General features: G+C 59.1%; 12 protein-coding genes and 3 pseudogenes. 11 read left to right on the forward strand and 4 right to left on the reverse strand.

The genetic code is table 11. The annotated features are described in order from the left end of the window. Positions 1–73 precede the first annotated feature (73 nt). Positions 74–751: a response regulator transcription factor gene (locus tag B0G81_RS37925; protein ID WP_134143365.1), complete on the reverse strand. Its 678-nt coding sequence runs from the start codon at positions 749–751 to the stop codon at positions 74–76. A 165-nt stretch (positions 752–916) separates the two neighbouring features. On the opposite strand from B0G81_RS37925, the gene B0G81_RS37930 reads away from it, so the two are divergent. The 3 genes from B0G81_RS37930 to B0G81_RS37940 all read left to right on the forward strand — a co-directional run bounded on the left by B0G81_RS37930 (position 917) and on the right by B0G81_RS37940 (position 4,065). Next, positions 917–1,600 (forward strand): response regulator transcription factor, encoded by a 684-nt coding sequence (locus B0G81_RS37930; RefSeq protein WP_134143366.1) that lies wholly within the window; start codon positions 917–919, stop codon positions 1,598–1,600. Further along, complete coding sequence (locus B0G81_RS37935) at positions 1,587–2,963, forward strand: ATP-binding protein (RefSeq protein WP_134143367.1); 1,377 nt, start codon at positions 1,587–1,589, stop codon at positions 2,961–2,963. The genes B0G81_RS37930 and B0G81_RS37935 overlap by 14 nt, the downstream gene beginning before the upstream one ends. Positions 2,964–3,495: 532 nt before the next feature. After that, complete coding sequence (locus B0G81_RS37940) at positions 3,496–4,065, forward strand: hypothetical protein (RefSeq protein WP_134143368.1); 570 nt, start codon at positions 3,496–3,498, stop codon at positions 4,063–4,065. Positions 4,066–4,630: 565 nt separating this feature from the next. On the opposite strand, the gene B0G81_RS37945 is transcribed toward B0G81_RS37940, so the two are convergent. Both B0G81_RS37945 and B0G81_RS45005 read right to left on the reverse strand, forming a co-directional pair. Continuing rightward, positions 4,631–5,506, reverse strand: a complete 876-nt coding sequence (locus B0G81_RS37945; protein ID WP_134143369.1) for a lipid A biosynthesis lauroyl acyltransferase — start codon at positions 5,504–5,506, stop codon at positions 4,631–4,633. A 783-nt stretch (positions 5,507–6,289) separates the two neighbouring features. Next, positions 6,290–6,577 carry a PepSY domain-containing protein gene (locus B0G81_RS45005; RefSeq protein WP_134143854.1) on the reverse strand — a complete coding sequence of 96 codons (288 nt, stop codon included), beginning with the start codon at positions 6,575–6,577 and terminating at the stop codon, positions 6,290–6,292. Positions 6,578–6,798: 221 nt separating this feature from the next. On the opposite strand from B0G81_RS45005, the gene B0G81_RS37955 reads away from it, so the two are divergent. From B0G81_RS37955 to B0G81_RS37995, 8 genes and pseudogenes are all read left to right on the forward strand, one after another. Next, positions 6,799–7,125 (forward strand): DUF4148 domain-containing protein, encoded by a 327-nt coding sequence (locus tag B0G81_RS37955; RefSeq protein ID WP_134143370.1) that lies wholly within the window; start codon positions 6,799–6,801, stop codon positions 7,123–7,125. 1,181 nt (positions 7,126–8,306) lie between these two features. Further along, a pseudogene (locus B0G81_RS37965) lies at positions 8,307–8,988 on the forward strand (IS5 family transposase); the annotation flags it as partial. A 209-nt stretch (positions 8,989–9,197) separates the two neighbouring features. Beyond that, positions 9,198–9,808: pseudogene (locus B0G81_RS37970) on the forward strand (IS6 family transposase). A gap of 77 nt (positions 9,809–9,885) precedes the next feature. Continuing rightward, on the forward strand, positions 9,886–10,527 hold the full coding sequence (locus B0G81_RS45475; protein ID WP_166679169.1) for a PAS domain-containing protein: 642 nt from the start codon (positions 9,886–9,888) through the stop codon (positions 10,525–10,527). A 10-nt stretch (positions 10,528–10,537) separates the two neighbouring features. After that, positions 10,538–11,836 carry an ATP-binding protein gene (locus B0G81_RS45480; RefSeq protein ID WP_279590543.1) on the forward strand — a complete coding sequence of 433 codons (1,299 nt, stop codon included), beginning with the start codon at positions 10,538–10,540 and terminating at the stop codon, positions 11,834–11,836. 855 nt (positions 11,837–12,691) lie between these two features. Continuing rightward, positions 12,692–13,042, forward strand: a complete 351-nt coding sequence (locus B0G81_RS37985; RefSeq protein ID WP_134143375.1) for a DUF2384 domain-containing protein — start codon at positions 12,692–12,694, stop codon at positions 13,040–13,042. Further along, the gene (locus B0G81_RS45020) at positions 13,039–13,296 is read left to right on the forward strand and encodes an RES family NAD+ phosphorylase (RefSeq protein ID WP_243856825.1); all 258 of its coding nucleotides are present in this window, start codon (positions 13,039–13,041) and stop codon (positions 13,294–13,296) included. The genes B0G81_RS37985 and B0G81_RS45020 overlap by 4 nt, the downstream gene beginning before the upstream one ends. 727 nt (positions 13,297–14,023) lie before the next feature. Further along, the gene (locus B0G81_RS37995) at positions 14,024–14,338 is read left to right on the forward strand and encodes an AAA family ATPase (RefSeq protein WP_243856893.1); all 315 of its coding nucleotides are present in this window, start codon (positions 14,024–14,026) and stop codon (positions 14,336–14,338) included. A gap of 7 nt (positions 14,339–14,345) precedes the next feature. On the opposite strand, the pseudogene B0G81_RS38000 reads toward B0G81_RS37995, so the two are convergent. After that, positions 14,346–15,100 (reverse strand): annotated as a pseudogene (locus B0G81_RS38000) (IS5 family transposase). Positions 15,101–15,104 lie beyond the last annotated feature (4 nt).

Consider the following 15,104-nt stretch of genomic DNA (forward strand, 5'->3'; position numbering starts at 1 on the left):
TTAAAAAAATTTAATGCGGCGCAACATGCCGCGTCGGCGCGCCTGAGCCGGGGCTTACAAGGCTTTCCGCGTGTCAGGGCGCCGGGTTCAACACGTATCCCGCGCCGACCACCGTATGAATCAGCGCCCGCGGGAAATCGCGGTCCACCTTCGCCCGCAGCCGATGCATGTGCATATCGATGATATTGCCGCGCGGCTCGAAATCGTAATTCCATGCGGCCTCGAGCAGCATGCTGCGCGTCACCACCTGCCCCTCGCGGCGCAACAAACATTCGAGCAGCAGGAATTCGCGGTGCTGCAGGCGCAAATCGCGACCGCCGCGGTTTGCGGTCCGCGCCCGCGTGTCGAGTACCAGATCCGCGCATTCGAGCCGCTCGCTCATCCTGCTGCGATCGGCCCGCCGCGCGAGCGCCTCGATTCTTGCCAGCGCTTCGACGAACGCATATGGCTTCACGAGATAGTCGTCGCAACCCGCGCGAATCGCCTCCACACGTTCGTTCAGGCCGCCGACCGCCGACAGCATCAGCACCGGCGTCGTATTCCCACCGGCGCGCAACTGCTGGACGAGGACCGTGCCGGAAAGCGCCGGCAAGCGCCGATCAGTCACGATCACGTCGTAGATAGCCTCGCGCGCATAGGCGAGCCCGGTCGCGCCGTCGGCCACCGTGTCGACAATCAGACCGCTCTCGCTCAGGCCGCGCGCCAGGAATTGGCTAGCGCGCCTATCGTCTTCGATCAGCAGGATTCGCATGCGCTGCGGCTTACGTTTGATGGGCTTACATTAAAATTTTTTCATGTTGGCGCGAAACGCCTGCACGGCTTCACACGGCATACTACCCACGTCGTAGGTACGAGAGCGTAGTGTAAATCGGCCGGCCAGCGCAGGTTCGACGCTCGCTCATTTCTGGAAAAAGGCATGTTGAACATATTGGTCGTCGAGGACGACGAGCAGACTCTCGCAGAGATCGTCGAAGCGCTCACCGATCACGGCTGCCGGGTCGAAACTGCTAGCACCGGCCGCGACGGTCTGATGTTCGCGGTCGCCAACAGTTACGACGCCATCGTGCTCGATCGCATGTTGCCGGGCGGCCTCGAAGGGCTCGGCATACTGTCGGCGTTGCGCAGCGCCGGCGTGCTCACGCCGGTGCTGATCCTGAGCGCGCTGTCGGCGGTCGACGAGCGTGTGCGCGGGTTGCGCGCCGGCGGCGACGATTATCTGACCAAGCCGTTCGAGTTCATCGAACTGACCGCGCGCCTCGATGCGTTGATGCGCCGTCGCGAGGCGGCGCCCGGTGTCCAGGAGTACCTGGTCGGCCCGTTGCGTCTGGACCCGCTCAAACGCGAAGTGACCTGCGCCGGCCGCCCGGTACCGCTGCTGCCGCGCGAGTACCGGCTGCTCGAATATCTGATGCAGCACCAGGGCCAGGTGGTGAGCCGCACCATGCTGTTCGAAGCGGTATGGGACTACCGGCTCGACGAGCGGACCAACGTGATCGACGTGCACATCAGCCGTCTCAGAAAGAAGCTCGACCCGGACGGCACGGCTCCGATGATCGATACCGTGCGCGGTTCGGGGTACATGCTCCATGCGCCTGACTGAACTGCACCGCACCACCGGCTATCGCCTCGCCACGCTGTTTCTGGTGTTGTTCGGCGTGATCGCGTTGCTGCTGTTCGGTTACCTGTACCGCGAGATCACTGGCTTCGAACAGGAACGCATCGACGACTGGCTGCTTCGCGAGCATGCACAGTTGAAACGCGAAGCGCCGGATGAACTGGTCGCGCGATTCGAACATCAAAACCAGTTCGATCCGCGCCACCAGCGCCCGTTCGGCCTGTTCGAAGCCAGCGGCAGACACCTTGCCGGCGGCTATGCGGGCGGTCAGCCGGCGATCCCGGTCTTTGACCAGCCGTTTTCGATGCGACTCGTCAATCTGCCGGGCCAACCGCCTGGCCGATGCATCGCTGCGCACGTGCCCGATAGCCGCATCGCTTTGCAATGCCAGAACACCCTCGAGCTCGACCACTTCGACGACGAACTGCTGCATGCGCTGCTCTCCACCGCGATGATCACGCTCGTGATCGGCCTGATCGGGGCGACCCTGATTGGCATCTCGGCGATGCGGCGGTTCGATGCGGTGACCGCTTCGATCGAGGAGATCATCGCCGGCAATCTCAGCAGGCGCTTGCCGGTGCATGCGAAACGCGACGACATAGACCGGCTGGTGGTCGTCGTAAACGGCATGCTCGACGAAATCGAACGCCTGATGAACGAGGTCAAAGGCGTGTGCGATGCGATTGCGCACGATCTGCGCACGCCGCTCACGCGGGTGCTCGGCGGACTCGAACGTGCGCAACGGCGCGCCAGAACCGAGGCAGAGTATCGCGCGGCCATTGACGAAACCATCGTGGAAACCAGCGGCTTGCTACGCACGTTCAACGCCCTGCTGCGCATTTCGGAGATCGAAAGCGGCGTGCGGCGCGCCGGCTTCACCAGCGTCGACCTGGCCGCGGTGGCCGACGACGTGTTCGAATTCTACGAGCCGACCGCCGAAGACAGGCAGATCGGCTTCCGACTGCAGCGCACCGTGTCCGGGCCGCTGGAGATCCGGGGCGATCCGAACCTGCTGTTCGAGGCGCTTGCGAATCTGGTCGAAAACGCCATCAAGTTCGCACCGGATGGCGGAGTCGTGCATATCACGCTGTGGCACGACGCAAGAGGCACCGGCGTCACTGTCAAGGACGATGGACCAGGCATCGCACGGGCCGAGCGCGATGCCGTGCTGCGCCGCTTCTATCGTGGCGAGGCCAGCCGTCGTACACCCGGCAGCGGCCTGGGGCTCAGTCTTGTGGCCGCCGTGGCCGGCATGCACGGCATGACGCTGGCGTTCCACGATGCGGACGTCGGTTGCGAGATCAGTCTGTTCAAACCCGCGCAAAGTCAACTGGCGGATAGCCGATGATCGGTCGGTAACTGCCGGTGCATTGACCTCGCTCTTTAAGGCTCTCGCAGGCCCGGGCCTCTGCGCCGCTGGCCGTTGTTTGCCGCGCGCAAAATCTGAAGTGAAAGAGCGCTCAGATGGCGCGTTCCATACACACGCACATTCGTCATTGCGCGCCAGAGCGCCCGATACGCGTGGATCATAGGCGTGATCGCCGCGCAGCTCTGCCATAACCTGGGCCCAACATGAAATCATCATCGACGACTGTCCCGTGTCGAGCCGCAAGCGGACGACCAACGAACCTCGTCGAGTGGCTGAAACTGGCCGATCACTGCCTCATGCGGTCGGCCCCCTGCGCAGATTTTGCAGCCCGGCCAATGAGGGTTTTTCCTCCTCCTGCCTTCATTTTCATTGCCTAACATTCAGCGCGGGGTTTCCGACCGCCCCAAGGGGCCCAAGCGCTCGTCTGTGGGACTGGCAGCAGGAATCGTTCCAACGGCCGCAGTACAGCGGCACCCTAGCTCAGGTTCGGCACTGGAATCTAGGAGATGATATGACATCGAAATCGTTGAAGCGGTTGTCTGGCGCGGCCTTGGCGCTGCTGGCGTTCACTGGGTCGGCTTACGCCGAGGGAGAGTGTTCGGTCGCCAAGTTGAAGGGGACGTTCGCGTTCAGTGCGCACGGAAATCTTCTCGGCATCCTCGAACCGGTTACCGGCACACTCCATCCTCTTGCTACGCCTGCCATCATCGACGGTGTGGCTATCCAGACTTTCGATGGAGCCGGAAGCATTTCGAGAAGAACTGATTTCCTCAATACGAACGGTGCGCCGAGAGGTGGACAGACCGACTTCAATCCCAACCAGTCAGGCACCTACACGGTCAAGTCGGACTGCACGGGCACGATGCACATCAAGTATGACAGCGGGGCGGTGCTTGACGCCGAAATTGTCATCGCGGACGACAGCAGCACCATCAAGGGCATTCTGAGCAAGGAGACAGTGCCGTCTTTCAATACCACCCCGGACGGCACAACATGTATGTCCGGCTGTGCCTTGGGTGTGCAGGTGAGCCTCGACGGCAAGCGAACGGAAGGATCGAGCGAGCGGCAACGAGACAGATAGCACTTCAGCGCCGCCTCGACGCTATCCGTTTGCGGGCGAACAAGGTGTGGAATCGGTCGCAAGCTGCCGCCGCTCTCCGCGCCGCCCCAACACTTGGGGCGGATTCGCTCTGCTCCCACGCGGCGCTCAGCTAAGAGTCAGCGATTCTACTTGAAGTAGTGGACGTCTCAACTTTCAGCCCTCGACCTGGTCGAAACGAACCAACGATTGACGACGAAGGTCCGTTAACCGAATGAACGTGACGTTTGAGTATCCCTGGGATCGCCCACGCGACAGGCTGAAACTGGCCGGCACTACGCGTTCACAGAATCCGCCGGAAACTTACCGTCGAGGATTCCAAGGTCCGGTCTGTAGAAGTTCATCGAACTGGTGCAACCGGCCAAGTGCTGACGTTCGGTCTAGCACGCAGGCGGCCATCAAGTGGCCGCTCTGCCCCAACCAACGGACCTTCGTGCGCGGACCATGCCCGTCGCGTCGTCTGCCGGCACAGCCGTTCGCATCGGTTTTGTTTGCGAGTTTCGAAAGCTTGCCGGCAACGTAAAAAAGAGCGCGGCCCACGGCACTATCAATACACCGCAGACATTCCCGGTGGACGATGTTTGAAGCGTCGATGCACCCAGTAGTACTGGGCGGGGAATTTCAGTATCTGGGTCTCGAGAAACGCATTCATACAACGCGCGTCATCCGTGTCGCTCTTCGATGGGAAATCGCTGAGCGGGTCAAAGACGGTCAATCGATACCCTTTGAAATCCGGCAGTACTTCTGTGACGAAAGGCACAACCCGCGCGCCCCCCATTCGCGCAAGTCGCGAGACGGAAGTCAGAGTGCACGCAGGGACGCTGAAAAAAGGCACAAAAACAGAGTTTTCGATACCATGATCCATGTCCGCAGCAAGCATGACCGGTTTGCCCTCCCGAAGGAGTCTCACGATCTTTTTGGCGCTTGTCGAGCGTTCGACCATCTCGGCGCCGAATCGGCCGCGTTGCCGTTTGGCGAGGTCGCAAAGACGCGTGTTCGACATGCGCGTGTATAAGGAAGCGGCAGGCATTTTCAGCGAGTAAAGGATGCAACCGATTTCGATGCCCACGAAATGAAACCCCAAAAAAATAGTGGGCGGAGCATTCCTGTCTTCGAGATCAATTGCGCTTTCGATCTGGACGAGATTTCCTATCCTTTGCGCGCTACCGAACCATTGAACGCCCCGCTCGAGATAGCTGCGGATGAGATGCCGAAAGTGGTCCCTCGCAAGCTCATCGTGCTCACGTGCCGACTTTTCCGGAAAGCAGAGGCGCAGGTTGACCAGAACGATATGTTTGCGGCGGCTGGGAAGCGTATACAGTGCCGCGCCGAGCGCGCTGCCAAGCCTCGCGACCAATCGGTACGGAAGTATTGCGAGCGCGCGAAGTAAAGCTACGACGAATAAATGACCGAGCTGATCCAAGACTCGCTCCTGTGTGGCGGTCGGCTGTGCCACGGGAAAACTTCTGTCAATGCCCACTTTGCGACGAGGTTAGGCATGTTCATGCCGTACTCGGCGAAACTTGAGTTCGCTTTCGAATGAACAACGACCGCTACTGCCGATGACGCGATAGCGACACTCGATAGTGCGGACCCTTCAGCTCGACTTCAATTTCTGCGCTGTTTAATAATTTTCGCCAATTGTGCCCCGTTTGTCGCAATTGGATCAAGTTATCGAACAAGGGGACGAACGTCAACGCACGGGAGCAGCGAGACTCATCAAAATCTGGAGCAAACTCCGGTTAGCGGGCCTGCGGCGCGGATGGCCGTTCGTCCCTCAAAGCCGCCCGTAGCTGGGGGCGACGCCGACGGCGGCCCGGGTCGATGCGCGCGCGAATGGGTATGCCCAACAAGGCCAATGCGACGCTGCGGCTTCACAGGCCTCGCTGCGGCAGGAGGCATAAGGGCATCCGGCCATGACAAACGGTGACTGCGTGGGAATAAGCTTCCTTGCGTTTTCCTTTCCAGAAGAGGTTTCGAGCCATGCGGCTGTGCACGTCATGTGGACAGGTGCAGTTCCCCAACGACGGCGCTATCAAACTCCTGTGGCTCGCCTAACGCACCGTGCTTGCAAGTCCGCGCGTCGCATTCGCCTGGAAATCAGGCATGCCAGTTCGCTATCCTCTTTGACGAGCGCTACGCTCTCGCACGCGGGTAGCTCTATCAACCGCCTCCCACACGCCAGGTCGAGTTCGATCGCCGATGGTCAGTCCGGGTTCGGGCCTTCCGCCCTGTTCTCAAGAACGGCTCCGGTCTGCGCGTCAACCCCGACTTCCTGCGTGCCCTGCTTCGACGCAATATCGAAGGAATAACGCAGTCCGCTACCTCCGGCTTCCTTCTCCAGCTCTTCATCGGTGATCTTTCCGGGATGAGCCTTCAGCGCAGCGGCACGCGCCTGCTTAAGGCGGATCTTCGCTTCCTTGGCATATTGCTGACCTGTAAATGCAAAGGCGGGAATGCTGGTTGCAAGTAAGCCGACGGCGACCAGGACAATACCGAGTTACTTATTCATTTCGTACTCCAACGTTGATTGATTCATAGTCAATGATAGCGCTCCATGATTAAGGCACCCTTAGTTGCGCGGCTTTTGCACGTCCGCAGTGCGCTGCCGGTGTTCTCCGTCCGCTAAGGTTCTCATAAGTTACCTCTCCTAGAATTGAAGTTGTGATTACGGGCGTATCTCCCGAATTTATTTTTATCAGATGAGGAACTATTATGAAATCTGTTTTCCTTACCTTCGCAACGGCCATTGCGCTGAGCGCCCCGGTCATCGCCTTTGCCCAACAGGCCAACGCGCCGGTCACACGCGCACAAGTCCGCTCTGAACTCATCCAGATCGAGCATGCTGGATACAATCCCGCAAAACGCGACACGTCGGCTTACCCGGCGGACATTCAAGCGGCAGAGGCCCGCATTGCCAGCAAAAATGTCGAAAATGCCACGTCAGATTCCGGTATGGGAAAAGCGACCAGTGGCGCTTCGCAGTCCGGCAAAAAGATCGCACCGACACCCAGTTCGACGCATCTTTTCGCGCATCACTGAACAGGTGACAACGGCAGCGCACTGCCAGCAAGCCGGCCTCGCGCCAAACGCCTTTGAGGGATTCGACGCCACGATCAAATGGATTTCCTAGCTGTGAAATGACGGCAGATAAGCCGTGCCAATTTTTGAACGGGCGCTCGTCTCAACCTGACCGACCGCACGTTGGAAATCCGGCCCGCTCGCAAATTCAGGGTGTCGTTACCCGCGGTGGACGCGGCTCACAGCGGTTCTCGACGAGACCGGGACCAAGTCGGGGAAGAAACATTGCCAATGGTATGAACCGAAATACTTTTTGTCCCGATCAGTTCAGCGTTTATTAAGTTATCTGGGTCCACAATAAAGTCTCGGTCGACCACCACGACTTCTAAGGATATCTTATCATGCTTACATTTTTCCGAACTGCGCTCGCTGCGGCAGCACTTGCCGCCATAACCGCGACTGCGTCTGCCGCGCCGTCCACTACCTATACGACGACTGTTCATCTACGCGACGGAAAGCAGGCGATATGTACCGTCAACGAACCACATTCGATGCAATCAGATAGCGTGCAGACGCTCAACACAGGTGAGCGCAACGAAGCACAAATCGATGCGACCGCGAGGCTACGCAGGCACCCAGGCAACAAGAATCGCTATCCATCCCCTGCAACTGCCCCGCACGTAGATTGCACGTGAATGCTCCGCGCAAAAAATGCGGAAGAGAGGCACGTGGCATTTACCTCGCGCTTTGTCGACCTGATGACTTGCGGCACATGCTCATGACGGTTTGCGACGCCAGTTGCTTTCCGGGAGTGACACATGAAACGATTGATCATTCTGACGTCCACTGCCATTGTTCCGATGGCGGTGCAGGCCCATGCGCAGACCTCAGCGCCACCAACAAACCCGCGAGGTATGACGCTCAATGCCGCACCGCGCCCGCCTGCTACACATTCGAACGATATGGCAACGCCATCCGTCGGCCCAACTCATGCGTCCAGCAAGGTGACGCATCACCGGCGTAAAACTGGGCAGCGCCGGAAGCTGTACCGGCACCTTTGAGGACCAGAATAAGCCGCGTGTCTTGACAGCGGCTTGGGCTTGCGAAATGGATTAGCAGGTTGCGGAAATACCTCACGCGGAAGTCATCGCGACGGATAGTAGAAGCGTTGACGTGAGAAGCTCACCCGACCCAAGGAGATCATGCGCGGCGCCGACACGTTCACCGAAAGTCTGTTTTCCGTGCGCAAGCTGAACGATTTCGTTCCGGGCTCGCATCCGCTACGCTCGATTCGCATCATGGCGAATGAGGCGCTGGCGAAGATGGACCGGTTGTTTGCCGGAATGTATGAGGCTGACATCAAGGGCGGCCGGCCGAGCATCGGAGAAACTGCTGCGGGCCATGCTGCTGCAGGTGCTTTACAGCATCAGGTCCGAACGCCAGCTCATGGAGCAAATGCAATACAACCTGCTTTTTCGATGGTTTACCGGCCTGTCGATGGACGATTCGGTGTGGGTGCCGACGGTGTTCACGAAGAACCGCGAGCGTCTTATCCGTCACGATGCGGTGGTTGAATTCTTCAACGAAGTGCTGTCTATCGCGCAAAAGAAGAACTGGTTGTCGGACGAGGACTTCAGCGAGGACGGCACGCTGATCCAGGCGTGGGCGGGGCACAAGAGCTTTGTGCGCAAGGACGGTGACGACAGGGATAACGACGGTGGTAGCGGCGAGGGCGACTTTAAGGGTAGGAGGCGAAGCAACGAGACGCACGAATCCCGTACCGATCCCGATGCACGGCTTTACCGCAAAGGCAAGACGGCCAGCGAACTGCGTTACATCGGCCACTCGCTGACTGACAACCGTCACGGACTGGTGGTCAATGCCCGCGTGCGGTTGATGGCGACGCCAGCCTCCCGGTACGAGGTTGTGTCGCGCTAAGGATGCGGGAGTAAAATTCAGACGGACATTTTCCTGAAGTGAAGCGTGATATGAAGAATGCGACTGCGAGAAAAGCCCTGCCTGCCGGCGTAGCGAATGTACTCAAACGCCTGCACTATCCGCTGGACGTGATCCTGCTGTGTGTGCGGTGGTATGTGGCCTACTCGCTGAGCTTGCGAAATCTCGAGGAAATGATGGCCGAACGGGGTTTCGAGGTCGACCATTCGAGCGTGCATCGCTGGGTGATCAAACTCGTACCGTTGTTCGAGAAGGCCTTTCGCAAGCACAAACGTCCGGTCGGCAAGAGCTGGAGGATGGATGAGACCTACGTCAAGGTGGGCGGCCAGTGGAAGTACTTGTATCGCGCGGGGGACAAAGCCGGCAATACGGCGGATTTCCTGTTGCGGGCGCATCGCGACAAAGCTGCCGCGCGCCGTTACTTCGAGAAAGCCACCGATCGGAACGGGACGCTGAGACTGTGACCATGGATAAAAGCGGGGCGAATCTGGCCGCCCTCCAGGCCATCAACGCCGAGCGGGAAACGCCCATCAAGGTCCGGCAGGTCAAATATCTGAACAACTTCGTCGAGCAGGATCATCGGGCGATCAAACGACGAACCAGGCCCATGATGGGCTTCAAGGATTTCCGGTGTGCCCGCATCATCCTGTCAGGCATTGAGATGATGCATATGATCAGGAAAGGCCAGATGAACGACAGCAGCGTCCCCCGAACCGCCGCCGATCAGTTCTATTCGTTGGTAGCGTAAGGACTCCTTGTCATTGCGAAACTTTCTTGCCTTGCCAATCTTATCGCGACACAACCGTCAATGAGGAACTGGCCATTGTGAATGCCGAGCTGCAGGCGAAAGTCGAAGACGAGGCCAAGGCAAACGATGACCTTCAGAATCTCATCGCCTCAACCGGCATCGCGACGATATTTGTGGATCGGGCGATGCGCATCAAGCGCTTCACCGCGCCTGCGGTCAATATTTTCAATCTGATCGAGACCGATATCGGGCGGCCGTTGCTGGATCTCAGGCACCGCCTGAACTATCCGGAACTGGCACAGGATGCGGCTGCCGCCTTCGAAACGCTCAAGCTGACCGAACGTGAAGTCAGTACGACCGACGGGGAGTGGTTCATTGCCCGACTGTTGCCATACCGGACGCTCGAAGATCGCATTGATGGTGCGGTGCTGACGTTGATTGACATTACTGCGCGACGACGCGCCGAAGAGATGGCGCGGACCGGCGAAGAGCGATTGAAGTTTGCTGCACTCACGACGAACGACTACGCGATCGTTGTGCAGGACCTCGCCGGGATGATAGTGAGCTGGAACCGGGGTGCGCAAAGCGTATTCGGCTATGACGAAGCGGAAGCAATCGGTAAACCGATCGATCTGATCTTTTCTGCGGAAGACCGGGCGCAGGGTGCACCCGCTGGCGGAAAGACAAAAGGCCAGAAGTGCCGGCCGTGCCGAAGATGAGCGGTGGCATGTGCGCAAGGATGGCAGGCGAATCTATTGCAGTGGCGTCATGACTGCAATCGACACGGAGGGCTTCAGAGGCTACGCAAAAATTGCGCGGGATCTCACGGATCGTAAAAGCACTGAAAGCCGCCAGGCTAATCGGCTGGAACTCGAGCGGAGGGTTCGTGCGCGCGCCGTGTCGGCGAACCGCCAGAAGGATGAATTCTTTGCAGTGCTATCGCATGAGCTGAAGAACCCCCTAAACCTGATTCACGTCAAGGCGGAGATGCTGACGCGCGCACCGGAACTCCGGGAAATCCCGCTGGTCCGGGATGCGACCGATGTGATTCTCCGTTCGGTGGTCGGCCAGGCAAAAATCATTGACGATCTGCTCGATCTGTCGCGGGCGCGAACCGGCAAACTTGCGCTACATGTGTCGTCCGTCGACGTGTCGGCAATCTTGCGTACAGTGGTCGACGCGAGCGCATCTGATGCGGCCGCCAGCGGCGTGGCCATCGTGCTTTCGGGCGCGGATAACCGTGTGCAGATACAGGCGGACCCGTTCCGTCTGGAACAGGTTTTCTGGAACATTATCCGGAACGCGCTGAAGTTTACTCCAGTCGGCGGGCGAGTGGATGTGACGGTTTTCCATGAAGATGGATTTGTATGTGTACAGGTCAAAGACACAGGTCAAGGGATCGCACCTGACTTCCTCCCCCGCGTCTTCGACATGTTCAGCCAGGGTCATACTGGGCCCGCCCGGGAACACGGAGGTCTGGGGATCGGCTTGTCGCTGGTGAACCAGCTGGTGGAGATGCACGGAGGCCAGATTCAGGCGAAATCCGATGGCGTGGGACAAGGCGCAACGTTCTCCGTCAGACTGCCCGAGATCGCATCTTCGTTCCCTGCGGAACATACCCGTCCCGAGGTCGACGGGAGCACACTGAAGGATCTGCGCATACTGCTGGTTGACGATTCAGCCGACGCGCTCGACGCTTTGCGCGCGCTGCTGGAAATGGAGGGGGCGATAGTCCGCGCCGAACTCAGCGGCAAAGCAGCGCTTGCCGCAGTAGCCGAAACCCGATTTGACGTGATTTTGTCGGACATTGGCATGCCGGGGATGAGCGGCTATGAGCTCATTGCGGAACTCCGGCAATTACCTCAGACAGCTACCACGGCGGCCATTGCCCTAACCGGCTTTGGACGCGAAAAGGATGTTGTCGAAGCGCTGCAGGCCGGCTTCGACGCGCACATTGGCAAGCCTGTATCGCTAGCGGCGCTCATCGCTGCGATTGAGCGATCACGTTCAGTACGCGGCGACAGTTAGGGGCGGTTGAAACGCGTGTGAGCGCATCAGACTTGACCGCATAGAAGCGGCTAGTGGTCCGGATTGGCATTTCGAGTCGGTGGACGGCTGCAATGCCAGGCAGCGTGCGCGAGAGCAATCGGCCGCAATCCTGGCACGAGCGGCCGTTCGCCGAGGGTAGTTGACCGTCCCCTTGTGGCCGATACTGCTGAAAAAGTCGCTGACCGTCTTTTTCGCGAGGTTTGCTGGGGTCTTCTTACCCTCAACCGGAGTCCGCGAGCGGCTTGTGGGCCGATCTGAGAGGTCGTTTTATTCGCTTGGGTTGACTGAACCACCGGCTCATCCAGCCCGGCCTTCGGAAAGTGAGGCGCCTTTCAAGGCCCTGCTGATCAATGGCACGTCGCCCGGCGTTCACTTCTGGAACCCACGCAAATGATAAGTAGTGCGTATGAAATGGTGATCATTTCTTTTATGTCAAATTAAACGGGCGTCAGCCGCGGGGCATTCGCACGCCGCTACGTTGCATAGAACTGTCCGCGAAGTTTCCATAAATATGTACCCACCCCTCGTCCCTTAAAAAAACGGCTGCCCAACGATCAACGCGCCGAAAAATACGCGGCCCAACGGATTCTAACGCTCATCCGGCCTCGGTTATGTGAGAGCGCGGCTGCGCGGCGGAAATCGACGCCCCTGCGCGAATCGCGAGAGTCTTTTGAACCTGTCGCCTCAGGTGGCCATTGCTGAAGAAAATACGTCACATCTGGGTCCGGAATTCAGGATGCGTGCATGTATTGTGCATAGATTGTGCACGGAGATGGAAATGAACCCGGAATTCCCCATTACAGCCCGAACGCAGGCGCCAGTTTCGAACAGTTTATGGCATCGCTCCGCGACCCGGACAGTCCTGCGCCGGTCGTCTCGGCCCGTCGCTTCGGCGAGGCGCTGCATATCGACCTGCAGACGCTGGCGCAGCAGGCGCACGTGCATCGCAATACGCTCGGTCGTCAACCCGCGTCTGAAAGCGTCCAGCGGTTTCTGCGCGAAGCCCTCCGTGTTATCCGCGCGGCGACGGACATTTGCGGGGACGTGACTCAGGCCCTCTTCTGGTACTGGAACGAACCTTTACCTGTCTTCGACTACAGGACGGCGGAGCAACTGGTTTCCGATGGCCGGACTGACGACCTTCTTCGCTACGTTTCGTCTCTCGAAGCAGGCGCGGCAGGATGATCCTCACCGCCATTTCCCGCATCACGGCCTACCGCATGCACGCGCCAAAGTGGGCAGTCGCAGCTACGAGCGGCGCCGGCGCCGGCAAGCATGGAGGACGGGCAAACCGCATCGGACCTTCCGCCCTCTACCTTGCGCTGGATGTCGACACCGCGGTACGGGAATATCAGCAGGTCTCGCCATTGATGCCACCCGTCCACGTCAGTTACCAACTGAGCATCGACCCTGTTGTCGATTTCACCGGTAAATATTAAGGCGGCAAATGGGCTGCTGTCTGGGAAGACTTCTATTGCAACTGGCGAGGTTGCTGGTTCAATCAGCGCATCGAGCCACCGAGCTGGGTACTCGGTGACGAAGTCGTGGCTGCGGGCGCGAGAGGGATTCTGTTCAGGTCACATGTCTCGCCGCAGGGAGCGAACCTGGTGGTCTACGTGGATGAGCTTGGGTCGACAGACCGACTCGAGGTGTACGACCCGCAGCACGCGCTTCCCCGAAATCAATCGTCGTGGACGTAGAAGGCCGAACCGCAGGCGGACCACTCCCCCGATGGCAAATCAGACCGATCGCACCGATTGCGTTCCTTCGAAGGCTTGCCGGTCAACTGGGAGGGATGACTGCCTCGATTTGTGCCCGGCGCCCAGCCCCTGCAACATCGAATCGACGTTCGCCGCGCTTCGACCTGCCAGCGGTCGATCCCGCGGGGGGACGAGCGTGTAACTTGATCGTGGACCGACGTCTCTCATCGGTCCCGTTGCGGACATCCGTTTCTTCTAAAAACACCATTTCTAGCCGCGCGATCGCCGCTACCCATGCAGCGCGACCAACGCAACGACTTGGCGTCAGATCTTGGATATCATCTCGGGTTGTGTCGATCTGAGCGAATCTCATAGCGTGAGTCTGTCACGGTGGTAATGCCGGTATTACAGATCAGACGGTCAATTTCTAATTAGAGAGATGTGCGTGGGGACGATACGGCGATTGGTGCTCAGAAATTTCAAGCGCTTCAAGGCGCTGGAACTGGAAGTCGAACCTGAACTGACCATCTTGGTTGGCGGCAATGAAGCCGGCAAGAGTTCGGTGCTTCAGGCGCTGGACATAGTACTGAGCGCCAGCCGCAGTAAGGTGGAGGCCATCGGGATTGAAGCCCTATTCAACGCCGACTGCATAGCGGATTTCCTGCGTGGCAGCAGGAAGATCGCCGACCTCCCCGAGTTGCTTGTCGAGATCTACTTCGAAGGCCTGGCCGGCCACCTCGAGCTCGACGGTCGCAACAACAGCAAGGGATTGATTCCTTAGGTTCTGTTCACATTCTCACCAGCGCTCCAAAGGAGCTGGCAAGCGTCGCGAATGCGAGATAGTTGCCCGCGAGCTTGTCGTATCGAGTGGAGACGCGGCGAAAATGTTTGATGCGATTGAAAAAGCGTTCGACGATGTTCCGAGTGCGGTACAGACGCGACTATAGCGCCTCTTGGCCTTTCGATTCGAGCGCGGTGGGATGACCACCTTGGCATGTGCAGCACGGATCGTGTGCGCAAAGCATCCGAGTCGTAGCCTTTGTCTGCAATCACCGCGCCCATGCGCAGATGCTCGACCAATTCGTGCGCGCACGAAATATCGGTAACCTGTCCCTCGGTGATGATCATTCGCAGCGGACGTCCGGCTTCATCGACAGCCAGATGCAGCTTGGTCGTCAGTCCGCCACGGGAACGACCGAGCGCTTGCGGGCCGCTTTTTTCGAGCGCCGGCCGAACGCTGGTGCGCACGCACGATGGTCGAGTCGATCAGCACGCGTTTGATCTCCGATTCGTTGGCCACTGCGTGCGCTACGCGCTCCCACACGCCTTTGCGCCGCCACCGCGAGAAGCGCATGTACACCGTATGCCATCGGCCGAACTCTTTCGGCAAATCGCGCCACGGGCAGCCGGTTCGGCCGATCGAGAGAACGGCTTTGACAAACCAACGATTGTCGGTCGCCGTTCGCCCCGGATCGCCTTCCTTACCCGGCAAGACAGATTCGATTCGTGCCCATACCTCGTCGCTCAGTAACGTTCGGATCATCTTC

Origin of the sequence: Paraburkholderia sp. BL6665CI2N2, from assembly GCF_004366535.1 — a bacterium.
Lineage (GTDB): Bacteria > Pseudomonadota > Gammaproteobacteria > Burkholderiales > Burkholderiaceae > Paraburkholderia.